This window comes from Shewanella sp. ANA-3 (assembly GCF_000203935.1).
Taxonomy (GTDB): domain Bacteria; phylum Pseudomonadota; class Gammaproteobacteria; order Enterobacterales; family Shewanellaceae; genus Shewanella.
Map to the genome: position 1 here is coordinate 269,087 of NC_008577.1, position 22,480 is coordinate 291,566.

General features: G+C 50.2%; 20 protein-coding genes, 1 tRNA gene, 2 rRNA genes and 1 pseudogene. 12 read left to right on the top strand and 12 right to left on the bottom strand.

Going from position 1 to position 22,480, the window contains the following annotated elements; genetic code table 11:
• Positions 1-74 precede the first annotated feature (74 nt).
• From SHEWANA3_RS01280 to SHEWANA3_RS01295, 4 genes are all read left to right on the top strand, one after another.
• Positions 75-2,967: ribosomal RNA gene (locus SHEWANA3_RS01280) — 23S ribosomal RNA — on the top strand.
• 176 nt (positions 2,968-3,143) lie between these two features.
• Positions 3,144-3,259: ribosomal RNA gene (gene rrf / locus SHEWANA3_RS01285) — 5S ribosomal RNA — on the top strand.
• Between the two features lie 45 nt (positions 3,260-3,304).
• A tRNA-Asp gene (locus tag SHEWANA3_RS01290) sits at positions 3,305-3,381 on the top strand.
• 205 nt (positions 3,382-3,586) lie between these two features.
• Entirely contained in the window at positions 3,587-4,099 is a 513-nt protein-coding gene (locus tag SHEWANA3_RS01295; RefSeq protein ID WP_011715479.1) for a DUF1993 domain-containing protein, read from the top strand.
• A gap of 38 nt (positions 4,100-4,137) precedes the next feature.
• Here SHEWANA3_RS01295 and SHEWANA3_RS01300 read toward each other — a convergent pair whose 3' ends face one another.
• Genes SHEWANA3_RS01300 through SHEWANA3_RS01325 form a run of 6 tightly spaced genes read right to left on the bottom strand, consistent with a single transcriptional unit; the run spans position 4,138 to position 8,053 of the window.
• Positions 4,138-5,454, bottom strand: coding sequence for a sensor histidine kinase (locus SHEWANA3_RS01300; protein ID WP_011715480.1), 1,317 nt, complete (start codon positions 5,452-5,454; stop codon positions 4,138-4,140).
• A 2-nt stretch (positions 5,455-5,456) separates the two neighbouring features.
• Positions 5,457-6,119, bottom strand: coding sequence for a response regulator transcription factor (locus SHEWANA3_RS01305; protein WP_011715481.1), 663 nt, complete (start codon positions 6,117-6,119; stop codon positions 5,457-5,459).
• Positions 6,119-6,385, bottom strand: coding sequence for a PepSY domain-containing protein (locus tag SHEWANA3_RS01310; protein WP_011715482.1), 267 nt, complete (start codon positions 6,383-6,385; stop codon positions 6,119-6,121). The genes SHEWANA3_RS01305 and SHEWANA3_RS01310 overlap by 1 nt, the downstream gene beginning before the upstream one ends.
• Complete coding sequence (locus tag SHEWANA3_RS01315; RefSeq protein WP_011715483.1) at positions 6,378-6,941, bottom strand: diheme cytochrome c; 564 nt, start codon at positions 6,939-6,941, stop codon at positions 6,378-6,380. The genes SHEWANA3_RS01310 and SHEWANA3_RS01315 overlap by 8 nt, the downstream gene beginning before the upstream one ends.
• 47 nt (positions 6,942-6,988) lie before the next feature.
• On the bottom strand, positions 6,989-7,423 hold the full coding sequence (locus tag SHEWANA3_RS01320; protein ID WP_011715484.1) for a DUF1924 domain-containing protein: 435 nt from the start codon (positions 7,421-7,423) through the stop codon (positions 6,989-6,991).
• Between the two features lie 33 nt (positions 7,424-7,456).
• Positions 7,457-8,053, bottom strand: a complete 597-nt coding sequence (locus tag SHEWANA3_RS01325) for a cytochrome b/b6 domain-containing protein (protein ID WP_011715485.1) — start codon at positions 8,051-8,053, stop codon at positions 7,457-7,459.
• Between the two features lie 206 nt (positions 8,054-8,259).
• On the opposite strand from SHEWANA3_RS01325, the gene SHEWANA3_RS01330 reads away from it, so the two are divergent.
• Entirely contained in the window at positions 8,260-8,682 is a 423-nt protein-coding gene (locus SHEWANA3_RS01330) for a DUF2809 domain-containing protein (RefSeq protein ID WP_011715486.1), read from the top strand.
• Between the two features lie 28 nt (positions 8,683-8,710).
• Positions 8,711-9,199, top strand: a complete 489-nt coding sequence (locus tag SHEWANA3_RS01335; RefSeq protein WP_011715487.1) for a hypothetical protein — start codon at positions 8,711-8,713, stop codon at positions 9,197-9,199.
• On the opposite strand, the gene SHEWANA3_RS01340 is transcribed toward SHEWANA3_RS01335, so the two are convergent.
• Entirely contained in the window at positions 9,196-10,113 is a 918-nt protein-coding gene (locus SHEWANA3_RS01340) for a LysR family transcriptional regulator (RefSeq protein WP_011715488.1), read from the bottom strand. The genes SHEWANA3_RS01335 and SHEWANA3_RS01340 overlap by 4 nt on opposite strands.
• A 135-nt stretch (positions 10,114-10,248) precedes the next feature.
• On the opposite strand from SHEWANA3_RS01340, the gene SHEWANA3_RS01345 reads away from it, so the two are divergent.
• Positions 10,249-11,010 (top strand): SDR family oxidoreductase, encoded by a 762-nt coding sequence (locus SHEWANA3_RS01345; protein ID WP_011715489.1) that lies wholly within the window; start codon positions 10,249-10,251, stop codon positions 11,008-11,010.
• A 69-nt stretch (positions 11,011-11,079) separates the two neighbouring features.
• Here the strand turns inward: SHEWANA3_RS01345 and SHEWANA3_RS01350 are convergent, their stop codons facing one another.
• A complete protein-coding gene (locus tag SHEWANA3_RS01350; protein WP_011715490.1) occupies positions 11,080-12,600 on the bottom strand; it encodes an aldehyde dehydrogenase family protein in 1,521 nt (506 codons plus the stop codon).
• A gap of 369 nt (positions 12,601-12,969) precedes the next feature.
• Between SHEWANA3_RS01350 and SHEWANA3_RS01355 the strand changes: the two genes are divergently transcribed.
• Entirely contained in the window at positions 12,970-14,829 is a 1,860-nt protein-coding gene (locus SHEWANA3_RS01355) for a sigma-54-dependent Fis family transcriptional regulator (protein WP_041412902.1), read from the top strand.
• A 58-nt stretch (positions 14,830-14,887) separates the two neighbouring features.
• Here the strand turns inward: SHEWANA3_RS01355 and SHEWANA3_RS01360 are convergent, their stop codons facing one another.
• Positions 14,888-16,237: an ATP-binding protein gene (locus SHEWANA3_RS01360; RefSeq protein WP_011715492.1), complete on the bottom strand. Its 1,350-nt coding sequence runs from the start codon at positions 16,235-16,237 to the stop codon at positions 14,888-14,890.
• 14 nt (positions 16,238-16,251) lie between these two features.
• Entirely contained in the window at positions 16,252-16,938 is a 687-nt protein-coding gene (locus SHEWANA3_RS01365) for a response regulator (RefSeq protein WP_011621060.1), read from the bottom strand.
• 305 nt (positions 16,939-17,243) lie between these two features.
• Between SHEWANA3_RS01365 and SHEWANA3_RS01370 the strand changes: the two genes are divergently transcribed.
• The 4 genes and pseudogenes from SHEWANA3_RS01370 to SHEWANA3_RS01385 all read left to right on the top strand — a co-directional run bounded on the left by SHEWANA3_RS01370 (position 17,244) and on the right by SHEWANA3_RS01385 (position 19,876).
• A complete protein-coding gene (locus SHEWANA3_RS01370) occupies positions 17,244-17,732 on the top strand; it encodes a Spy/CpxP family protein refolding chaperone (RefSeq protein WP_049796036.1) in 489 nt (162 codons plus the stop codon).
• A 50-nt stretch (positions 17,733-17,782) separates the two neighbouring features.
• Entirely contained in the window at positions 17,783-18,682 is a 900-nt protein-coding gene (locus tag SHEWANA3_RS01375; protein ID WP_011715494.1) for a cation diffusion facilitator family transporter, read from the top strand.
• Positions 18,683-18,720: 38 nt separating this feature from the next.
• A complete protein-coding gene (locus SHEWANA3_RS01380) occupies positions 18,721-19,131 on the top strand; it encodes a hypothetical protein (RefSeq protein WP_011715495.1) in 411 nt (136 codons plus the stop codon).
• A 186-nt stretch (positions 19,132-19,317) separates the two neighbouring features.
• Positions 19,318-19,876: pseudogene (locus SHEWANA3_RS01385) on the top strand (porin family protein).
• Positions 19,877-19,944: 68 nt separating this feature from the next.
• Here the strand turns inward: SHEWANA3_RS01385 and glnG are convergent.
• Together glnG and glnL are read right to left on the bottom strand one after the other, a co-directional pair.
• Complete coding sequence (glnG, locus tag SHEWANA3_RS01390; protein WP_041412493.1) at positions 19,945-21,360, bottom strand: nitrogen regulation protein NR(I); 1,416 nt, start codon at positions 21,358-21,360, stop codon at positions 19,945-19,947.
• A 37-nt stretch (positions 21,361-21,397) separates the two neighbouring features.
• Positions 21,398-22,444: a nitrogen regulation protein NR(II) gene (glnL, locus tag SHEWANA3_RS01395; RefSeq protein WP_011715498.1), complete on the bottom strand. Its 1,047-nt coding sequence runs from the start codon at positions 22,442-22,444 to the stop codon at positions 21,398-21,400.
• Positions 22,445-22,480: the final 36 nt, after the last annotated feature.

The following is a 22,480-nucleotide window of genomic DNA, read 5'->3' on the forward strand; positions in this document are numbered from 1 at the left end:
TCTTCTTGGTCGAAGATGAGACAAGTAAAACCAGCTGGTCGCAACAATTCAAGTGAAACTCATTTGGGTTGTATGGTTAAGCGACTAAGCGTATACGGTGGATGCCTTGGCAGTCAGAGGCGATGAAGGACGTAGTAACTTGCGAAAAGCGTTGGCGAGCTAGTAACAAGCATTTGAGCTAACGATGTCCGAATGGGGGAACCCAGCAGCATAAGCTGTTATCACTACATGAATACATAGTGTAGTGAGGCAAACGAGGGGAACTGAAACATCTAAGTACCCTTAGGAAAAGAAATCAACCGAGATTCCCCTAGTAGCGGCGAGCGAACGGGGATTAGCCCTTAAGTCAGAGGGGTGTTAGTGGAATGGTCTGGAAAGTCCAGCGGCACAGGGTGATAGCCCCGTACACGAAAACTAACCTTTGATGAAAACGAGTAAGGCGGGACACGTGATATCCTGTTTGAATATGGGGGGACCATCCTCCAAGGCTAAATACTCCTGACTGACCGATAGTGAACCAGTACCGTGAGGGAAAGGCGAAAAGAACCCCTGTGAGGGGAGTGAAATAGAACCTGAAACCGTATACGTACAAGCAGTGGGAGCGGTTCTTGAGACCGTGACTGCGTACCTTTTGTATAATGGGTCAGCGACTTACGTTTTGTAGCGAGGTTAAGCGAATAGCGGAGCCGTAGGGAAACCGAGTGTTAACTGCGCGTTTAGTTGCAAGGCGTAGACCCGAAACCCGGTGATCTAGCCATGGGCAGGTTGAAGGTTGAGTAACATCAACTGGAGGACCGAACCGACTAATGTTGAAAAATTAGCGGATGACTTGTGGCTGGGGGTGAAAGGCCAATCAAACCGGGAGATATCTGGTTCTCCTCGAAAGCTATTTAGGTAGCGCCTCGGACGAACACCTTTGGGGGTAGAGCACTGTTAAGGCTAGGGGGTCATCCCGACTTACCAACCCTTTGCAAACTCCGAATACCAAAGAGTGCTATCCGGGAGACAGACGGCGGGTGCTAACGTCCGTCGTCAAAAGGGAAACAACCCAGACCGTCAGCTAAGGTCCCAAAGTGTATGTTAAGTGGGAAACGATGTGGGAAGGCTTAGACAGCTAGGATGTTGGCTTAGAAGCAGCCATCATTTAAAGAAAGCGTAATAGCTCACTAGTCGAGTCGGCCTGCGCGGAAGATGTAACGGGGCTAAACATACCACCGAAGCTACGGGTGCAATCCATTAGGGTTGCGCGGTAGAGGAGCGTTCTGTAAGCCGTTGAAGGTGAAGGGGTGACCCACACTGGAGGTATCAGAAGTGCGAATGCTGACATGAGTAACGATAAAGGGGGTGAAAAACCCCCTCGCCGAAAGACCAAGGGTTCCTGTCCAACGTTAATCGGGGCAGGGTGAGTCGACCCCTAAGGCGAGGCCGAAAGGCGTAGTCGATGGGAAACAGATTAATATTTCTGTACTTCCGCTAACTGCGATGGAGAGACGGAGAAGGCTAGGCTAGCGCGGCGTTGGTAGTCCGCGTTTAAGGTGGTAGGTGGGTGACTTAGGCAAATCCGGGTCACTATACACTGAGAGCTGATGACGAGTCCCCAAGGGGATGAAGTAGTTGATGCCATGCTTCCAGGAAAATCTTCTAAGCTTCAGGTTAGCGGGAATCGTACCCCAAACCGACACAGGTGGTCGGGTAGAGAATACCAAGGCGCTTGAGAGAACTCGGCTGAAGGAACTAGGCAAAATGGTACCGTAACTTCGGGAGAAGGTACGCTGCTGTTGGTGATGGGACTTGCTCCCTAAGCTGACGGCAGTCGCAGATACCAGGTGGCTGCAACTGTTTATCAAAAACACAGCACTGTGCAAAATCGCAAGATGACGTATACGGTGTGACGCCTGCCCGGTGCCGGAAGGTTAATTGATTGGGTTATCGCAAGAGAAGCTCATGATCGAAGCCCCGGTAAACGGCGGCCGTAACTATAACGGTCCTAAGGTAGCGAAATTCCTTGTCGGGTAAGTTCCGACCTGCACGAATGGCGTAATGATGGCCACGCTGTCTCCAGCCGAGACTCAGTGAAGTTGAAATTGCGGTGAAGATGCCGTATACCCGCGGCTAGACGGAAAGACCCCGTGAACCTTTACTATAGCTTGGCACTGAACATTGACCCTACATGTGTAGGATAGGTGGGAGACTTTGAAGCGGGAACGCTAGTTCTCGTGGAGTCGTCCTTGAAATACCACCCTTGTAGTGTTGATGTTCTAACTTGGGCCCCTAATCGGGGTTAAGGACAGTGCCTGGTGGGTAGTTTGACTGGGGCGGTCTCCTCCCAAAGAGTAACGGAGGAGCACGAAGGTTGGCTAAGTACGGTCGGACATCGTACGGTTAGTGCAATGGCATAAGCCAGCTTAACTGCGAGACAGACACGTCGAGCAGGTACGAAAGTAGGTCATAGTGATCCGGTGGTTCTGAATGGAAGGGCCATCGCTCAACGGATAAAAGGTACTCCGGGGATAACAGGCTGATACCGCCCAAGAGTTCATATCGACGGCGGTGTTTGGCACCTCGATGTCGGCTCATCACATCCTGGGGCTGAAGTCGGTCCCAAGGGTATGGCTGTTCGCCATTTAAAGTGGTACGCGAGCTGGGTTCAGAACGTCGTGAGACAGTTCGGTCCCTATCTGCCGTGGGCGTTGGATGATTGAGGGGAGTTGCTCCTAGTACGAGAGGACCGGAGTGAACGAACCGCTGGTGTTCGGGTTGTCATGCCAATGGCATTGCCCGGTAGCTATGTTCGGAATCGATAACCGCTGAAAGCATCTAAGCGGGAAGCGAGCCCCAAGATGAGTCATCCCTTGGACTTTAAGTCCACTAAAGAGCCGTTCGAGACTAGGACGTTGATAGGTCAGGTGTGTAAGCGTTGTGAGGCGTTGAGCTAACTGATACTAATGACTCGAGAGGCTTAACCATACAACCCAGATGGGTTTTACTGAAAATGTTCCAGACATTTTCCAGTACTTCCTCCTTCCCTGGAGGTCGTACAGTTCTTAGCTTGAATACAAACACTTAAGAAGTGCAACTCAAACCAGCTTTCCGAATTAATTTACTGCCTGCGACAATAAGACAGGTAGTAAATAACAAATTTGCTTGGTGACAATAGCATTGTGGTCCCACCTGATCCCATCCCGAACTCAGAAGTGAAACGCAATCGCGCCGATGGTAGTGTGGGGTCTCCCCATGTGAGAGTAGGTCATCGCCAAGCGCCTAATTTGGTCTCTACCTGAAACAAGTAGCGCCAGACAGAGTTGGAGCGGTAGTTCAGTTGGTTAGAATACCGGCCTGTCACGCCGGGGGTCGCGGGTTCGAGTCCCGTCCGCTCCGCCAACACAAAGAGATAAGCCTCATCGAAAGATGAGGCTTTTTTCGTTTTATCTGTACCATTTTTTAGCCGCTCCTATCTTTCTTTGTCTACCAGCCCTCAGGCTAACGCAAAATAAATCTTTATTTTCTGCTGTTGAAATCATGTTATTTGCCCCAAGATAATCCGAAGTGCTGCAATCTGGTGGCGTTTATCACAGGAGTTTATGTCATGCTTTATGATTTAACGGCTGTTCAATTTAGCAAGATGCTGAAAAATTTGAGTCTTATTCTGGAGAAGGGTGAGGTTTTTGCCAACTTGAAGAAGGTGGATATGGCGGTATTATTGAATTCCCGCTTAGCACCCGATCAATTTAATCTGATCCGTCAGATCCAGATCGCCTGTGATACCGCTAAGATTGGGGTCGCACGTCTGACGGGTAATTTAGAAACTGTGCCTAAGCATGATGATACTGAAACGACGTTACCTGAGCTGCAGGCGCGTATTGCTTCTGTTATCGAGTACTTGTCTCAATTTACCGAGGCAGATTTTGCCGATGCGGCGACTATCCATGTTTCTCAACCTCGTTGGGAAGGTAAGTATTTGACAGGGTACGAGTTTGCGATTGAGCATGCTATCCCAAACTTATATTTCCATGTGACGACAGCTTATGCGATTTTGCGCCATAACGGTGTGGATGTGGGTAAGAAAGATTATCTTGGCCCTATGCCTTACAAATCATAATCCCCATCGCACAGCAGAGTGTTTGCTTTGCTGTGCGCTTAATGCGGTTGAGGCAATATCACACTAACCTTTAACCCGCCAAGAGCTGAATGCGTAAAGCTAAGTTCCCCCTGACAACTCTCGACAATATCTTTGCAAATCGACAGGCCTAAACCATGGCCTTGAATGCTCTCATCGAGCCGAATCCCTCGCTCCGTAATCACAGCTAAATCGCTATCCGATACGCCTTCGCCATCGTCGCTGACCTCTATTTGATACGCTTGATTGATGGTATTCGTCTGCTTAATACAAAGCTGTATCTGTCGATGCGCATGCTTACAAGCGTTATCGAGCAGATTGCCAAGCAGTTCCAGCAAGTCGTCCCGGTCGAAGGGCATGACAAGTGTTTTATCAAACTGACTATCAATTTGACGCTCAGGATAAATGCGCTGCATCACTTGGATAAGTGGCGGCAGATCGTCATTGAGCACGGTGAAACGTCCAGGGGTTGAAAGCCCGACGATTTTAGTACGTTTAAGCTCTCGCTCAATAATATGGTGCAGATCCGCGAGCACCTTACTGCCTTCGCGTCTTTGCTCTGGCGCTAGGCTCTCGAGGTAGGATTGTAGCCCTTGCAGAGGACGTTTCATTTCGTGGGCAAGATTACCCAAGGCATTGCGTGAACGTTGTACCCTCTGCCCGAGTTGATTAATGAGGCGTTCGATTTCCTCAATCAAAGGGCTAATTTCTGTTGGCGTGTGCTGGGTATCGATTTCTTGCCCCTGGAGCCGCAGTTGCCTGATGGCATCTGGCATTTGCTCTAGCGGTTTAAAGCCTCGTTTGAGCAACAGATGCTGCGCAAATAGTAGGATCATAATGGTCAGCAGTACCACTACCGCCGCAAAGCCTAAAAAGCGTAATTGGGTTTGCTCAAGCGAGCTTATGTCTTCCGTCACCCACAGGGTAATGGTTTGCCCATTCTTGACTATGGTCTGGCTGAACATCAGCCAGTGTTCCTGCCCAACATATTGAGTGACTTGTTGTTGCTCGCCAACGTTAAGATTGGGGAGTGAGACGGCATGGTCAAACAGCGAGCGTGAACGTAATAGCTGTTCACCGATGTTAATCGCAAAGTAGTGGCCCGAATTGACCCTGTGATACACATTGGGGAGCCTATCGGCACTCAGTGACCAAGTGCCATCGGCTTGCGGTTCGAGGGCGGAGATCAGACTATCGGCATCGTGTTGTAGGCGCGAGGCAACAAAGTCTTGGGTTAAGATTTGAATGCCTTGAAACAGTAAATACAACAATAGCGCCATGGCACAGGTGAGGGTGATAAGCAGATTGCGGGTGAGATAGGCTTTGAGTGAATACACGCTTAGGCATCCTTGAGTCGATAACCTTGGCCGCGTCGCGTTTCGATATAGTCTTTGCCTAGGCGTTGGCGGAGTCGGTTGATGTACACTTCAATCACATTGCTGTCTTTGATTTGTTCCTCTTCGTAAATGCGCTCACTCAACTCGGATTTGGAGACAATCTTAGTCGGGTTGGCCATTAAATAATGCAGCAGGCGATACTCAATCTTAGTCAGCTCGATAACATCCCCTTCGGCATTGGTCACCGCTTGTTTATCCACATCGAGGGAGACGCCTGCATGTTGCAGCAGATTATCGGCGCGGCCAAAGTGGCGGCGGATCAGCGCTTCCAATCTGGCGAGCAGCTCCTCTACATGGAATGGTTTGCCGAGATAATCATCGGCGCCGGCCTTAAGGCCATCGACGCGTTCGTGCCAAGCATCGCGAGCCGTAAGAATTAACACTGGCATCAGCAAGCCCTTTTGGCGCCATTGGCTCAGTACGCTTAAGCCCGGCTTACCGGGCAAGCCTAAATCGAGGATCACCGCTTCGAAGGTTTCTTCCTCACCAAGAAACGCGCCATCGATACCGTTATTGGCATGTTCAACCGTGTAGCCCGCCTTGTTAAGGGCGGGGATGAGGCGAGCCACTAAGTCAGTATCGTCTTCAATTAAGAGTAAGCGCATCAGTCGACCTTTTCCTTAAGCCATTCACCCGTTTTGGCATCGATCTTAATCTCATAGACGATGCCATCGTCGCGCAGGATTTCGAGTTCATAGATGATGCGCCCGTGTTTTTGCTCGACCTCGAGGTCGAGCAAGCGCCCCTTAAGGCGCGACTCATAGCGCTGCATTATGGTGTCGAAGGGTAATACTTTACCCTCCTTCACCCATTCGACCACTTTGTTGGAGAGGTCTTCATCATGGGCTAGACAGCTTGGGCTGTTAATCATCCCAGCGGCCAAAGCTAGGAATATTAACGGTATCTTCATCGAATATGCCCTTCTCTGCGAGGTTATGGCAATTGCTGCATTGGCTGAATGAGCCGACTTTGGGGTTATCTTGCACCATGCGTCTTGGGATCTCATCGTGCTTACGGATAAAAAATGCCTGCTCGGTAATTTTCTGCGGCCCCATGCCGTCAATCAAAGGTTTGCTATTTTTCATGACCTTACCATTTTGCGCAGCATGTTGAACGAGATATTGCTCAATTCTAGCCGTTGCTTCAGGCGCTAGGCTGGCATCATCACCAAAGTGGTTGCTTAGGTTGCTGGTAATTGCCTGCCACTTTTCGGCGGGCAGTAAATTTGCGGGATACGCCATATGGCAGCTGCCGCATTCTGCTGAATATTCTGCATTTTGTGGGATGGCTTGATTATGTTCGAAGCCATCGTGGGCATAACCTGTACCAGTAAAGGTCAAGCTGAGCCCTACGACGCCTATCGCAAGGGCGAGGGCGGTGAGTGTTGAACCTACAATCCAGCTTAGGGGATGGGCTTGTTTAGTCATGATATTTCCTTAGGTTTTAATGATTAAAATGGATGTGAATAACGCCGTTATTGCAAACTCAGCCACAGCAGTACGTCGCCTTTTTCTTGAGGCGTGCACTCGCGTTTAAAGGTCCAGTTACAGTTGCGGGTAAACCATTTCTCAATCTTGGCCGCATCGGTTAAACGGTTACTGGTGAGCGACGGCGCCATGGCCTCGATGGACTTTCGGGTGTTTTGATGCATACCTGAGTCTGTCACTTTGGCGGTGTGGCAGCTGGCACAGCTGCGGTCTTCACTCTGCTGTAGCCACAGTGCTTGTCCTGCTGCGGCGCTAAAGGGGCCTGCACCTTGTGCCTGATATTGTTGCAGTTGTAAGCCAATTCGCTCGGCGCTGAGTGGCAAGCTGGCGACCTTAGTATTGGCGGCACTGGCATTAACACTGCTGAGCAGTACCACAGTGAGCGCCAGTCCCATCAGGCTTTTATTCAGGTTGTTGTTCATGTCTGACTCCTTTGAACGGTCGGATTGTGACGATTATTGATGTTCATCTTGTTGGATCAGTTGGCGCTGCTTTTTACCTGTCAGCATGGCTTTGACGAGGTTTTCCTTATGCAGCAGGCTGCTGACGATCACGCCGCCGACATGGGTGACGATAAGAAGCAGGCTGAAGTTGGCGAAAAACTCATGCACTTCCTTCAGGGCGCCCTCGGGCCAAGTGGCGAAAAAGCTTGTGGCCAGTGGACCTTGGCCATCGGTGGCATAAAGCGCCATGCCGGAGAAGCCAGTGAACCCTATGCTGAGGATCAGGGCGACTATCATCAGTGCGCCTGCGGGATTGTGGCCGATGTAATCCTTAGCCTTGCCCGTGAACAGTTCCTTCAGGTATGCCCATGCGATGCTCGGACGGGTAACAAAGTTGATAAAACGCGCATGGTGAGTGCCAATAACGCCCCATAACAGGCGAAATACCAGCAGGGTTAAGATGCTGTAGCCGGCGTAACTATGGATATTCATCCATTCGTCTTCACCTTCGGTGAGGTAGGCTAAGGTAAAAAAGCCCACCAATGACCAGTGAAAGATACGGATCAAGGGATCCCAGACTTTGATGTTTTGCTGCATATTTGAGGACATGATCTGTTGCTCCTAAGGTGGTGTGCTTGCAGGCTACTAAAGCCAAACTTAAACGGCGCTTAAATTTTGCGGGGTGAACTTGCCCGGTGTTCTGATGAGCTAACTGGGTAAATAAGTGAGAAATCCATCGAACTAAGCTTGTTAAGCTATTGGTATTCAGCTAGATTTTTCCGCTTCATCTTCGAGAGGTAAGGGATTAACCGTTTATGCCTGTCCATCTTTTTAGCCGTCGGCCCGATCGAAAATCTTTTTTAATTTATGCGGTGCTGCTGTTTATCATCGAAGTGTTGATCGCGCGTTTTGCGCCTTCGGGGTTTATTCGCGGTTTTGTCGGTGACGTGTTAGTGGTGATCCTGTTGTTTTGCATGGCGCGCGCACTAGTGCCTGTAGTGAATGCAAAAGGGGAGCCAATCAATCGGTTTTGGCACACGCCATGGTTGGCACTGGCGGTGTTGCTGTTTGCCTTCGCTATCGAATTTGGTCAGTATTGGGGCTTAGTGGACAAACTGGGGCTGGGCGGCAATCGCTTGGCGCGAATCGTGATTGGTAGCCATTTCGATCCACTCGACTTGCTAGCGTATTTTGTGGGATACCTGATACTGATGGGCTTGTATTGGAAGCGAAATTAGCGATTTCAAGGCTCAGGGAGGATACCGCATGCAGCCGATAACAGCCTTCACACTGCGAGTGTCCGATACCGAGGCGCTCACTCAGCCTTTATATTTCAATCAGCAAGCTGCTGGGGTCAACATCGCAGGAAGGCAGCTTGAGGCCCAGTACCGCTGCTCGTTACCCAATGGCGCCCAAGGCTATTTACTGCTGACCTCCTACAATTGCCCCTTTGAAGAATCGACCGAGTGCAGCCTGCTCGATGCATCCTTTAAATTAGTGGCGAGTCGCTCCCTCTCGCAGAGCTATCATTCGTTTTTACTCTATGCCCATTGGCCAGTTGCGGATAATGGCCTGCGGCTGCATTACTACGATCAGCTAGTTTGGGATTTGTATATTCTGCCAAGCCGTTTAGGTCGGTTCGGCGGTCCGCGTCTCGAATTTAGCCCAGTAGCCAACCCTGAGTGCGATCCCCACACGGCAAGCTCGATGGCGGAACTGTCGCAGCGGTTAGCGAATATCGAGACTGGCCGTTAACGCGATACTAAAAAAGGCGTTAGCAGCTCGGTCAACCAAGCCATAAATACCTGAAGTCTTTTAGAAAGATGTCGTCTATGGGGATAGAGCAGGCTCACTGGCATTGAGGGGGCTGGGTAATCTGGCAGGATCTCAATCAGTTCTCCGGTTTGGAGATATTTTGCCACCCCAATATTCGGCGCTTGAATAATCCCTAATCCCGCTAGGCAGGCCGCGCTGTAGGCATCGGCATTATTGACTGTGATTAGCTTAGGTAAGGCTAGGGCGCATAGTTCGTGGTTATCTTGGCTCAGATACTCAAATCCTGAATCACTGCCGCCTAACTGGCCAACGTAGTGGATAAGCTTATGCCCATGGCTAAGTTCTTCTATATTCGAGGGTCTGCCGTATTTTGTGATGTAGCTTGGGCTGACACAATTGAGCATCTTAAAGTGGCCAATCTTTTTAGCGATAACGCCTTCTTGCTGCACGCTGCCAACGCGGATCACGCAGTCAAAACCTTCGGCGACAATATCGACTTTACGGTCGGTGCTGCTTAGCTCCAACTCAATTTGGGGATATTGTTCAATAAAGTCAGGAAGATGAGGAAGCACTAAGTTGCGCGCAATCCCTGTAGACATATCGACTCTTAAGCGCCCCGAAATTTGCGTCGCCTGTAGCTGGAAAAGGCTTTCTAATTCTTGATAGTCGGTGAGCAAGTTTTTGCAGCGCTCATAACAACTTATGCCGTCTTGAGTGAGGCGCACCGTGCGAGTGGTGCGTTGTAGTAAGCGTGCACCTAGTGCGGTTTCGAACTGAGCTACGACATTCGACACATGGGTTTTCGACAGACCAAGGCTGATACTGGCTTGAGTAAAACTCTCTAATTCAGCCACTCGCATAAAAATTTGCATGGCTTGTAGTCTATCTTGCATCGCAATTGTTCTCTAATAGCTAACAGTCTTGCCATTTATAGTGTGTTTATCCCTCTTTGTGCAAGTAATAAGCTGTGTAGTGGAATCGCCATGCTGTGCGGCGGCATTAACATAGATGAATGAAGAGGATACACAATGAACACAGCTCCCATCGCGCTGATCACTGGTGCAAGCCGTGGCTTAGGTAAAAATGCGGCCCTGACCTTAGCCGCACAAGGTGTTGATATTATTCTAACCTACCAAAGCAATGCCGCTGCAGCCGCCGAGGTGGTTGCGGAAATTGAATGGCATGGACGCAAGGCCGTCGCTTTACCGTTAGATGTGGGTGATAGCCAGTCCTTTAGTGATTTTTCGCTGCGCGTAAAAGCCGCACTCGAACAGACTTGGCTGCGGGATAGTTTTAACTATCTAGTTAATAATGCTGGGATTGGTATCCATGTTCCCATGGCTGAAACCAGTGTGGAGCAGTTCGATACTCTGATGAATATCCATGTCAAAGGCCCCTTCTTTTTAACTCAGGCGTTGCTGCCTCTGCTTGCCGATAATGGCAGTATTATCAATGTCTCTACGGGGTTAACGCGCTTTGCAGTCCCAGGGTTTGGTGCCTACGCCATCATGAAAGGCGCGGTCGAAACCATGACCAAATACTGGGCGAAGGAGCTAGGGCCACGCGGGATTCGCGTCAATGTGCTGGCTCCCGGTGCAATTGAAACGGACTTTGGTGGTGGTGCCGTGCGGGATAATCCAAAAATGAATGAGTTTTTAGCGCAGCAAACGGCTTTGGGGCGGGTGGGATTACCCGAGGATATTGGCGGCGCAATCAGTGTCTTGTTGTCACCCGCCGCGGCGTGGATAAACGCCCAGCGTATCGAGGCTTCTGGCGGTATGTTCTTATAGTTCAATGCGATAAAAACAAAGAAAGGGCCCATGGCCCTTTCTTGTTATCAAGGCATAGTTTCAGTTTGGTTAGAAGAACCCGAGCGGATTGATATCGTAGCTCACCAATAGGTTTTTGGTGTTTTGATAGTGATTAAGCATCATCTTGTGGGTTTCACGGCCGATGCCTGACTTCTTATAACCACCAAAGGCTGCGTGGGCGGGATAGGCGTGGTAGCAGTTAATCCAAACTCGACCCGCTTGAATGCCTCGACCTAGACGCTGAGCGCGGTTCATATCCCGCGTCCATACACCCGCACCAAGGCCGTATTCGGTATCGTTGGCAATTGCCAAGGCTTCGGCTTCATCCTTGAAGGTGGTGACCGAAATAACCGGACCGAAGATTTCCTCTTGGAAAATCCGCATCTTATTATGACCTTTCATGATCGTTGGGCTGATGTAATAGCCCTTGCTTTGATCGCCTTCGAGTTGGCAGAGCGAGCCGCCTAAGAGCACCTGTGCGCCTTCATCTTTACCAATTGCGAGATAGCTTAAAATCTTATCGAACTGTTCTTGGGAGGCCTGTGCGCCCACTTGGGTGGCGGTATCCAGCGGGTTGCCCTGCTTGATGGTTTGCGCACGGGCGAGAACTTTTTCGATAAAGCGATCGTAAATCGACTCTTGGATCAATACCCGTGATGGGCAAGTACAGACTTCACCTTGGTTGAAGAAGGCCAGCAACATGCCTTCGACGGCCTTATCTAAATACTCGTCTTCGTGGTCCATCACATCGGCGAAATACAGGTTAGGCGATTTACCGCCGAGTTCGACTGTCGATGGGATCAGCGATTCCGCGGCACATTTTAAGATGTGGTAACCGACTTCGGTGGAGCCAGTAAAGGCCAGTTTAGCGATGCGTTTGCTGGTGGCGAGGGCTTGACCCGCTTCGGCGCCAAAACCGTTGACGACGTTAAGGATGCCGGGCGGCAGCAGATCTTCAATCAGTTCGAGCAGCACAAGGATAGATACGGGCGTTTGCTCTGCGGGTTTGAGTACTACGCAGTTGCCCGCGGCGAGTGCGGGGGCGATTTTCCACGCAGCCATCAACAACGGGAAGTTCCACGGAATGATTTGCCCGACGACACCTAATGGCTCTGGGAAGTGGTAGCTGACGGTGTTGCCATCGATATCGGCTGCGCTTCCTTCCTGTGCTCGAATGCAGCCGGCGAAGTAACGGAAATGGTCGACAAACAGAGGTAAGTCGGCGTTGAGGGTTTCACGCACTGCTTTACCGTTTTCCCAGGTTTCGGCAACGGCTAAGTATTCGAGATTTTGCTCAACGCGATCGGCGATACGCAACAGTAAATTGGCACGCTCGGTGACTGAGGTTTTGCCCCAAGCATCCTTAGCTGCGTGGGCAGCATCGAGCGCCAGTTCGATATCGCGGTAGTCGGAGCGGGGAATTTTACAGAAGTTTTGACCATTGACGGGAGAGCGATTTTCAAAGTAATCGCCGTTGACTGGGGCGACCCATTTGCCACCGATAAAGTTGGCGTATTTTTCTTTAAAGTTAACGATGGCACCAGCGGTTCCGGGTTGAGCATAAATCATAGTGTTTTCCTTCTGTGGCTGCCGAATACGCTAAATGTACAGCGTCTCAGCAATGGGTCTTGTTGAAATAGGTTTAAGCACTGTTGTTATTTTTGTCCTTTGCCAATCGAGTTGACTGACAAAGCTATTGATTAAGTTGGTGTTCTCTTACGCAACACTTGAGCACTGCGTACAAACAGACATCGCAAGGACAGTGCCAAACTGGCAGGAGTTGTACACTTGTTGAGCTAACAGTATGATGAAAAGCTAATTTTGCAGATCCCAAACAATAGGGGCGCTCACGGAAGGAAAGGTGCCCTGTGGTCATTTTGTCATCCAACGACACACCATGGGTGTGCCGAAATGGAGCAGCGCTCGGGGAGCTTGGCTATGACAGTAAAACTGCATTTTCCAACCACACAGGCATGGTTAACCGATTCATGGCAGCGCAGCTTAGGTGCTGGCTTGTCAGAGTTTCGTGCCGGTGAGGATCTCAGGCTCACGCGTTCGGAGCTCAAATATAAACATGAGCAATATCAGCAGCTCATCGAATTAGTACAATCCCACGCCTTGCCGCTATTTAATCAACTGATGGCGCACTCTAATAGTCGATTATTGCTCTCCGATGCCGACGGTTATGTGCTGAAACATTGGGGGGTGAGCCGCTATTCCAGCAAGCTGGCGGATGTGGCGCTCGATATTGGGGTCAACTGGCTCGAAAAGTATAAGGGCACCAATGCAATAGGCACAGCGCTCACGGCCAAGCAGGCGGTGTCAGTGGTCGGCGAGCAGCATTTTATCCGCCAAAACCGTTTTATGAGTTGCACCGCTTGCCCGATTTTTTCGCCCCAAGGTGAGATGCTCGGAGTGCTTGATATTACCAGTGAGCAGCAACGGCATTCGCAGCAAACCTTAATGCTAGTGTCGAGTCTGGCGCAGCAGGTCGAAACGGCGCTGCTGTGTCATCTACCCGATAGTCATTATCGAATCGATTTCGCGGCGCAGCCGAGTCTATTAAATTCCGGCTGGCAAGGCATAGTTATCGCTAGCAGTGACGGGCGGATTGTGGGTTGTAATCCCATGGCGAAACAACTGCTGAGCCAAGCCAAGTTGGGTGACAGTTTAGATCAACACCTCGGCGACAATTGGGCGCGAGCGGGGGGCTTTCATCGCGATTCGGCGCTGCATGTGCAGACGCAAGCATTGGCACTGACGCAGACGAAAAGTACCAGAACCCTTCAAGATAAACCCTTGAACCAATTGGGTGTCAGGTTTCGTGACCCATTACTTGAGCGTGCCTGGCAGCAGGCGAACAAGGTGATCACTAAGCAAATTCCTTTACTTGTGCTTGGCGAAACGGGTGTCGGTAAGGAGCAATTTGTGAAAAAGCTCCACGCCCAGAGTACCCGCCGCGCACAGCCCATAGTTGCAGTAAATTGCGCCGCCTTGCCCGCTGAGTTAGTTGAGTCTGAGTTATTTGGCTATCAGGCGGGAGCTTTTACTGGCGCCAATCGAACTGGTTTTATCGGTAAGATCCGCCAGGCACACGGCGGCTTTTTGTTCCTCGATGAAATTGGCGAGATGCCGCTAGCGGCGCAGAGTCGTTTACTCCGGGTGCTACAGGAGCGCGAGGTGGTCCCCGTCGGCAGTAATCAAAGTTTTAAGGTCGATATTCAGATCATCGCCGCGACCCATATGGACTTAGAGTCGCTGGTGGCGCAGGGGTTGTTCCGTCAGGATTTGTTTTATCGCCTGAATGGATTGCAGGTGCGGCTGCCTGCGCTGCGTGAGCGGCAGGATATTGAGCGCATCATCCATAAATTGCACCGCCGTCACCGCAGCAGCGCGCAAACCTTGTGTACTGAGCTGTTGGCGCAACTGATGCGTTACGATTGGCCCGGCAACCTAAGGGAGCTGGATAATCTGATGCAGGTGGCTTGTTTGATGGCCGAAGGTGAAGCTGTACTCGAGATCAATCATCTCCCCGATTACCTTGCTCAAAAGCTAATGAATCTGGCGTGTGAGCCCCAAACTTTAACTGAGGTTGCTGACGCAGAAGCTACGGCGCATCCGCACGAGCTGGTTGAGTCTAGCTCCGTCACCATCGACTCGCTCCACGGAACCATTAATCTGAATGTGTTGCAGGCTTACCGTGCCTGCGATGGCAATGTGAGCCAATGCGCCAAGCGTTTGGGGATTAGCCGTAATGCCTTGTATCGCAAGTTAAAACAGCTAGGGATTAAGGATTAACGGCAGTTGACTGTTGATGATATAAGCCCCGCTAACTGTGTTAGCGAGCCTTATGTTTTTAGGTTGGTAAACTGATATTGACTTCAAGGCCGTGGGGCTGGCGATTCTCGGCCCTGATTTTACCTTTATGGGCGCTAATGGCTGCTTCGGTAATGGCGAGTCCTAGGCCCCAGCCACCGCTTTCTCGCTGTCTTGCCGAATCGGGGCGATAGAAGGGTTTGAAAATTGCCTCAAGCTCAGCAGGATCAATCCCTGGACCATCGTCTTTAATGGTGATCTGTACTTGGCCGTTGGCTTGGCTCGCGAGCAGATGAATATCGCTCTGGGCATAACGAATCGCGTTGCGCAGCAGGTTTTCTATCGCACGGGACAGGGATTTCGGATAATGGCTGAGCTCGATGGCTTCATCGATATCGATAGTGATCTTTTTACCCTGTTGATCGGCCTCAAATTCAGCGTCATCAAGCACTTGACTGAGAGACTCGGCCAATCCGAGGCGCACCTTAGTCTCATTGGTGCTGAGTTTGACCCGCGACAACTCCAAGAGCTCTGCGATCAATTTCTCTAGTTGCTCGGCCTCATAGGCGATACGGTCGGTTTCCGTAGTCTGTTGGCCTTTCTTGCGGGCCAATGCCAGTGATAATTGTAGGCGGGTCAGTGGGGTGCGCAGTTCGTGGGAAATATCCCCCATCAAACGTTGCTGATTCTTCACCATGGCTTCGATCGAATCCGCCATGCTATTAAAGGCGGTGGCGAGCTGGCCGATTTCATCGTTACGTTGAGTGGTCGCCTTATCGACGCGATTGCTGAGATCACCTTCGGCGAGGGCATCGGCACTTTTCTTGAGCGAGTTTAATGGTTTACCTAAATGCCAAGCGAGTATGGCGCACAGTAATCCCGAGAGCACTATGGCTAGGCTTAGGGTGAGCAGCTTATTTTCGATAAAGAAGAAGAACCAGGGGCGAGGGTGAATATCCGGCAAGCGGCCATAGAGATAATAGGTTTCACCCTGAAGGGTAAATTGGTGTGGGCCGAAGACCAATTCATCTTTAAATTGATGACTAATCGGCTGTTTTTCCTCGTCGGTCATCAGCATAAAGCTGCGTACACCGCGGCTCACTCGGCTGGTATTAATCACTTGGCCTTGGCTGTTGGCCAGATAGAGCCTAAGGGGTTTGCCTTCCATATCGCCACGTCTTTCCCAGCGGCGCAGAAAATCAGATGTGACTAGCTCGGGATTGTCTTGAATACGCTGCGCTATGCTTGCCAACACCTTTTGCAGATGCGGCGGAATTGGGGCGCGGTCATGATTTTGCTGCAGCAATGGCAGCAGGCCGACCAAAGCGATAATCAGCGAGCTACAGATCCAAAATCCGAGTAGTAACTTGATAAATAAGCGATTAGGCACAGTTGTTCCCGCCGTTATGGTAGCCAGATATAGCCTTTGCCACGGATGGTTTTCACCCTAGGTCTGCCGTCGCTTCGCTCGGGGAGTTTTTTGCGTAGATTCGAGAGGTGCATATCTAGGCTGCGGTCGAAGGGCATGAGTTTTTTGCCGAGCACTATCTCGTTAAGCTCTTCTTTATTCATCAACTCACCCGCATGCAGCGCTAGCGTGTGTAGCAGGGTAAACTCGGTTCCCGTCAGAATAATCAGCTGCTCATTGCAGTAGGCTTCTTGGCGTGAGGGATCTAAGCGTAGATCACCAAACTCCTGCGCCGGGGTGGCGTGGATCTCTTGGGCGGTTAAGTGTGAACGGCGAATGATGGCGCGAATCCGAGCGATAAGCTCTCTGTCATTGAAGGGTTTAGGTAAATAGTCATCGGCACCGATCTCAAGGCCAACCACTCGGTCAATCTCATCGCCTCTGGCGGTGAGCATCAGCACTGGCGTTTGCTTGTGTTGGCGCAGGGCGCGTAGCACTTCAAAACCGTTTAATTTAGGTAACATCACATCGAGTAAGATCAGATCGTAATCCCCCGCTAGGGCCAGTTCTAGGCCTTGCTTGCCATCGTAGGCCAGCGTGAGCTTAAACCCTTCGAGTTCGAGTAATTGTCCGAGGAGTTCTGATAAACCAAGGTCATCATCGATTAATAATATCCGACTCATAGTGTTCCTTAATCTGGGTGAACTGGTGTGAAAGACTCAAAGCGATGTGCTAAACCACAGACGGCTTGAGTATTTTGCCTGAGTATACCTCTTTTGATGTCAATTGCTGTGTAGCAATGTAAGCCAAAGTAAAGAATAGGGAATTTGTTAGTTATTGTCGCAACTTTACACTGATTTACTCAGATCACGCCCTCACTTACATATGACGCTTTAGACTGTAATCGTCGAAAGTGATTCGGCTTTTAAAAGGGTCGTCACTGTATCTTGTCTTTACAACATAACGTTGAACTATTGAGGTTAACATGATGAAAACATTATCTCCTTTTAAAGCAGGCCTATTTGCCATCCTAGCAAGCTCCGCGGTATTCGCGACGACAGTTAATGCCGAGCCGGGCCAAGGTTGTGACCATCCTCGTGGCGAGTTCCACAAACACGGCGATCGTATGGCCCATGATGGTATGCACAGAATGTTTGAGGGCTTGGATTTAACCGATGCACAGAAGGCCGACATTAAAAAGTTGTTTGCTGAGCAACGCGCCGCACGTAGCGACGACAAACCGAGCAAGGAGGAGCGTTTAGCGCATCGTGCTGAAATGCAAGCATTGATCACCTCCGCGACCTTCGATGAGGCGCAAGCTAAGGCGCTGATGAGTGCACAGCAGGAAAAACGTCAAGCCCAAGCGATTGAACGGATGAAGATGCAGAATCAAATCTACAATCTGCTGACACCTGAACAGCAAGCTAAGTTTAAAGCGCGATTTGAAGCACAAGCTGGTAAAGAACCTCGCGGTTAAGCTTGTAAGCTGATATACAATAGGGTCATAGCTTCCCGATATAGACCCCTATGACTCAGACTTCCCAATACGATTTTTGGGTCAAACTGGCTAGTCGCGCTTCCGTGGCTACCGCTTTGACCCTTATTCTTATCAAGCTGTTAGCTTGGTTATATTCTGGCTCGGCCAGTATGCTGGCGTCCTTAACGGATTCCTTCGCCGACGCACTCGCCTCAATCATCAACTTTATCGCCATTCGTTATGCCATAGTCCCCGCCGACCATGACCACAGATACGGCCACGGTAAAGCGGAGCCGTTAGCGTCGCTGGCGCAATCGGCCTTTATTATGGGCTCGGCATTCCTGCTGCTGTTTTATGGGGGAGAGCGGTTACTCAATCCCGCCCCGGTTGAGCACGCAACTTTAGGTGTGGTGGTCTCAGTCGTCGCGATTGTGTTGACATTAGCATTAGTGATGTTGCAAAAGCGGGCGCTGGCGGCAACCAATAGCACGGTAGTTGAAGCCGATTCGTTGCACTATAAGTCGGATTTATTCCTCAATGGCGCCGTGTTGCTCGCACTCGTCTTGTCCCAATATGGCTGGTGGTGGGCCGATGGGCTCTTTGCTGTGCTTATCGCTTGCTATATCGGCCAACAGGCATTTGACCTAGGTTACCGCTCTATTCAAGCGCTGCTCGACCGTGAGCTGGATGAGGACACTCGTCAACGGATTAAACAAATCGCTAAGGAAGACTCCCGAGTCCAAGGGCTGCATGATTTGCGCACACGCCAAGCGGGTAAGACTATCTTTATTCAATTCCATTTAGAGTTGGATGGCAATTTGAGTCTGAACGAAGCCCACAGTATTGCCGATACCACGGGACTGAGGGTGAAAGCCGCCTTTGAAGATGCCGAGGTGATTATTCACCAAGATCCTGTGCAGGTGGAACCTAGTGCTGCGGCCTCATCATAATAAGTTTGAATCGTTATTAAACAGCCAAAGGAATGGTTATGTCATGGACGCAGCAACAGGTTCACCCCTTAGCCGAACAGACTCGGCTCATCTGCCGTTATCATAGGTTATCGACCCGCTTTGAGTTGATTGCCGAACATGCCCCCGCCGCTAGCGCGGGGCCTGATTCAAAACTCCCCGAACCGTATTTAGCCAATCCTCCTATGGGCGTTTGGAGCGAGCTTATCCTGCGTCAATCTTTATATTATTGGCCGAGAACGATCCCATTTAATATCGCGCAGCACGGCTACCGACTGCATATTTGGCCCTTGTTGATGTGGCGCAGCCGTGTGACCTGCGAGCAGTCGGGGAAGGTGGTGATTATTGAATGTCTCGATGAACGAAAACGCCGTTCGATAATTCGTTGGTGTTATTTCGGCATAATGAATTTATTACGTATAATCAGTTAATACTTAGTATTTAATATTGAGTATGTTATTTAATACTTAAGTATATAAATTTTGTTATTGTTTAATTTAAAGCTGAATACTTCCTGTATAAAACGTATTTATTTTTTACAAAATGTCACTCTTATTATTTGTTTGTTGTAATATCCGCCGCGTTTACTACTCAAGTTAACTCATTAGGAAAATATAATGAAAAAACTATCTTTAGTTGCGGTATCTTTATTATCTGCATTAGTGGCCGGCCAAGCTTCAGCGGCAGCCGATACTACAGGTTTTTATGTGGGTGGCGCACTAAACCGCGTAGCTGTGGATGTTGTTGATGATTCAGATACTGGCACAGGTTTCGGTGTTTACGGTGGTTACAACTTCAACGAGTGGTTTGGTTTAGAAGCCAATTTATTTGCGACGGCCGATTTGGGCGACAGAGATACGGATGTCACCGCGGGCGCATTAACCTTCACGCCTAAGTTTACTTTGCAAATCAATGATATGTTCTCAGCTTATGCAAAAGTTGGTGTTGCATCTATGGCTATGAATTTTGACGGTTTTGGTTTCGATGAAGATTTCACTTGGTTTTGGTTGGACATATGGCGTAGGTATTAATGCTGCCGTGACCGAACGTTTAAATGTGCGCTTTAGCTACGATGTCACCACAGGTGATTTAGATGCTGACCACAGCTATTTGAATATGAAAGATATCGACACCGATATGAAGCAACTGGCGATTGGTGTACATTACCAGTTCTAATGATTTAGAGTTAATCCAAATAATAAAAAAGGGATAGTGATATCCCTTTTTTGCTTTTTAATGGATGCTTAATCCATAGACAATTCTTTGAGTTTTCGCGTTAAGGTATTTCTTCCCCAACCTAAACGTTTTGCCGCTTCTTGTTTATGCCCTTGGGTATGGCGTAATGCGGTTTCGAGCAAAATACGTTCAAAGGCCGGCTGAACCTCAGTTAATAAATCGCTATTTCCCTCAGACAGTTTTTGGTCAATCCACTCTGTGAGTGCCGATTGCCAATCTTGGCTGCCTTTCGCCATAGGATTAATACTGGCGGGTTCTTTAAGTAGCTCTTGGGGTAAATCCTGGGGCAGGATTTCTTGCCCTGAGGCCATTACCGTGAGCCAGCGACAGGTATTCTCGAGTTGTCTCACGTTCCCAGGCCATGGCAGTTGCGATAGCTTGGCGGCGGTCTCTTTGGTGAGGATTTTTGCCTCGACACCAATCTCCTTAGCGGCGGAGGCTAGAAAGTGGGTTGCCAGTTGGGGAATATCCTCACGGCGTTGTGACAGCGGCGGCAAGTGGACGCGGATAACATTGAGCCGATGGAATAGGTCTTCCCTAAATCCCCCTTTGAGCACGAGTTGCTCCAGATCTTGGTGGGTGGCAGCAATAATGCGCACATCCACTTGGACGGCGCTATGGCCGCCGACACGATAAAATTGTCCATCGGCGAGTACCCGCAGCAAACGGGTTTGTACGTCCAGCGGCATATCGCCGATTTCATCTAAAAACAGGGTGCCGCCATTGGCTTGCTCGAAGCGTCCTTGGCGCACGTTGGCCGCGCCGGTGAAGGCGCCTTTTTCATGGCCGAAGAGCTCCGATTCGATTAAATCTTTGGGAATTGCCGCCATATTCAAGGCGATAAAGGGCTTGTCTTTGCGCGGGCTGTGTTTGTGCAATGCACCTGCGACTAGCTCTTTACCCGTACCCGATTGGCCGTTGATGAGCACGCTGATTGAGGAGCGTGATAACCGGCCAATGGCGCGAAACACCTCCTGCATCGCGGGCGCTTCACCTATGATTTCGGGGGTTTTGACTTGCGTCTCCTGCGCCGCAGGTGCGGGGCTTTGCTCGGTCGCATGGGTTAGGGCGCGCTCGACTAAGGATATCGCCTCATCAATATCGAAGGGTTTGGGCAAATACTCAAATGCCCCCGCCTGATAGGCGCTGACGGCACTGTCTAAATCCGAATGTGCAGTCATGATGATGACGGGAATATGCGGGTAGTGGATTTGCAGCCTTTCTAACAGGGTTAAGCCGTCTGTGCCCGGCATGCGAATATCTGAGACTATGACCCGTGGCTGGGAAATCTCTAATGCTTGCCAAAGTGATTCGGCCGCGGCAAAGCTGGCGGTGCTGAGTTTCGCGCCTTGGAGCGCCTTTTCGAGCACCCAACGTATCGAACTGTCATCGTCGAGGATCCACACTTGTTCACTCATTCGCATTTTGCTTCCTCATACGGTATGTGTTGGTTTGTCTTGATTATTTGGCGCTTAAAATCGGTAACGAAATGATAAATTCGGTATGCCCAGGGCTGGATACACAATCGATTCTGCCCGAGTGTAATCTGGCAATGTTATGGGCAATCGATAGGCCTAGCCCCGAACCTTGCTCACGACTGGTGACCATGGGGTAAAACAGTGTGTCCATCAGCTCTGGTGGTATGCCCGGACCATTGTCGATAATGGACAGGGTCAGCACTAGCTTGTGACGCTGCGAACCGATAGTGACCTGATGTTGCGTGCGGGTGCGGATCAGGATTTCGCCACCTGTATGCTCAAGGGCTTGCACCGCATTCTGCAAAATATTCAGCACGGCTTGTTGCATTTGGTCGGGATCCATCTCGATATCGGGGATTGAGGGATCGTAGTCGCGCTTTAGCTGAATATTGGCGGGCAGAGCCATTTCCACCAGTTTATAGACCTTCTGCACCACTTGATGAATGTTGTGCAGGCTATGTTGGGTCGGTCGCTGCGGGCCGAGCAATCTGTCCACTAGGCTGCGCAGGCGGTCGGCCTGCTCAATGATCAGATTGGTAAATTCCTTTTGTGCCGGATCGTCTAATTCCCGCGAGAGCAATTGCGCAGCACCACGCAGGCCGCCTAGGGGATTTTTGATCTCGTGGGCTAAATTTCGCACGAGAAATTGCGCCGCCTGTTGCTGGGCATCTTGGCTGAGTTGCTGGTGGATCCGGCGTTGTTGGTCGACCTGTCTCAGTTCAAGTAGGCTCAGTTGTGCTTCATCTTCGAGCGGGATCAGCGTCAGATCGACGGTATGATGTTGTGCATCTAAGGTCACTAAGGTGGCGGTGTTGACCGTAAGGCCTTGGCCGGCTTTCACCGCATCGCTCAGGATCTGCGCTTCAACACCAAGTGCTTGATAATGCTCCGGCAGGGCTTGCTCGACTAACCTATGGCTACCGACACCTAACAGTTGCTCTGCTGCGGCGTTGGCATAACAAGGCTTAAGATCCTTATCGATGACAAGTACCGCGGTGACTAAATGATTAAGCAGAGTCTCTTTATCCATCTACCGTTCCTGAAAATAGGGTTGCACCATTATGTT

Excerpts from the sequence above, each read along its gene's own strand:
- SHEWANA3_RS01295 (WP_011715479.1), top strand. The coding sequence starts at position 3,587 with ATGCTTTATGATTTAACGGCTGTTCAATTTAGCAAGATGCTGAAAAAT.
- SHEWANA3_RS01305 (WP_011715481.1), bottom strand. The coding sequence starts at position 6,119 with ATGCGCTTACTCTTAATTGAAGACGATACTGACTTAGTGGCTCGCCTC.
- SHEWANA3_RS01310 (WP_011715482.1), bottom strand. The coding sequence starts at position 6,385 with ATGATTAACAGCCCAAGCTGTCTAGCCCATGATGAAGACCTCTCCAAC.
- SHEWANA3_RS01315 (WP_011715483.1), bottom strand. The coding sequence starts at position 6,941 with ATGACTAAACAAGCCCATCCCCTAAGCTGGATTGTAGGTTCAACACTC.
- SHEWANA3_RS01320 (WP_011715484.1), bottom strand. The coding sequence starts at position 7,423 with ATGAACAACAACCTGAATAAAAGCCTGATGGGACTGGCGCTCACTGTG.
- SHEWANA3_RS01325 (WP_011715485.1), bottom strand. The coding sequence starts at position 8,053 with ATGTCCTCAAATATGCAGCAAAACATCAAAGTCTGGGATCCCTTGATC.
- SHEWANA3_RS01330 (WP_011715486.1), top strand. The coding sequence starts at position 8,260 with ATGCCTGTCCATCTTTTTAGCCGTCGGCCCGATCGAAAATCTTTTTTA.
- SHEWANA3_RS01335 (WP_011715487.1), top strand. The coding sequence starts at position 8,711 with ATGCAGCCGATAACAGCCTTCACACTGCGAGTGTCCGATACCGAGGCG.
- SHEWANA3_RS01340 (WP_011715488.1), bottom strand. The coding sequence starts at position 10,113 with ATGCAAGATAGACTACAAGCCATGCAAATTTTTATGCGAGTGGCTGAA.
- SHEWANA3_RS01345 (WP_011715489.1), top strand. The coding sequence starts at position 10,249 with ATGAACACAGCTCCCATCGCGCTGATCACTGGTGCAAGCCGTGGCTTA.
- SHEWANA3_RS01350 (WP_011715490.1), bottom strand. The coding sequence starts at position 12,600 with ATGATTTATGCTCAACCCGGAACCGCTGGTGCCATCGTTAACTTTAAA.
- SHEWANA3_RS01355 (WP_041412902.1), top strand. The coding sequence starts at position 12,970 with ATGACAGTAAAACTGCATTTTCCAACCACACAGGCATGGTTAACCGAT.
- SHEWANA3_RS01365 (WP_011621060.1), bottom strand. The coding sequence starts at position 16,938 with ATGAGTCGGATATTATTAATCGATGATGACCTTGGTTTATCAGAACTC.
- SHEWANA3_RS01370 (WP_049796036.1), top strand. The coding sequence starts at position 17,244 with ATGAAAACATTATCTCCTTTTAAAGCAGGCCTATTTGCCATCCTAGCA.
- SHEWANA3_RS01375 (WP_011715494.1), top strand. The coding sequence starts at position 17,783 with ATGACTCAGACTTCCCAATACGATTTTTGGGTCAAACTGGCTAGTCGC.
- SHEWANA3_RS01380 (WP_011715495.1), top strand. The coding sequence starts at position 18,721 with ATGTCATGGACGCAGCAACAGGTTCACCCCTTAGCCGAACAGACTCGG.
- glnG (WP_041412493.1), bottom strand. The coding sequence starts at position 21,360 with ATGCGAATGAGTGAACAAGTGTGGATCCTCGACGATGACAGTTCGATA.
- glnL (WP_011715498.1), bottom strand. The coding sequence starts at position 22,444 with ATGGATAAAGAGACTCTGCTTAATCATTTAGTCACCGCGGTACTTGTC.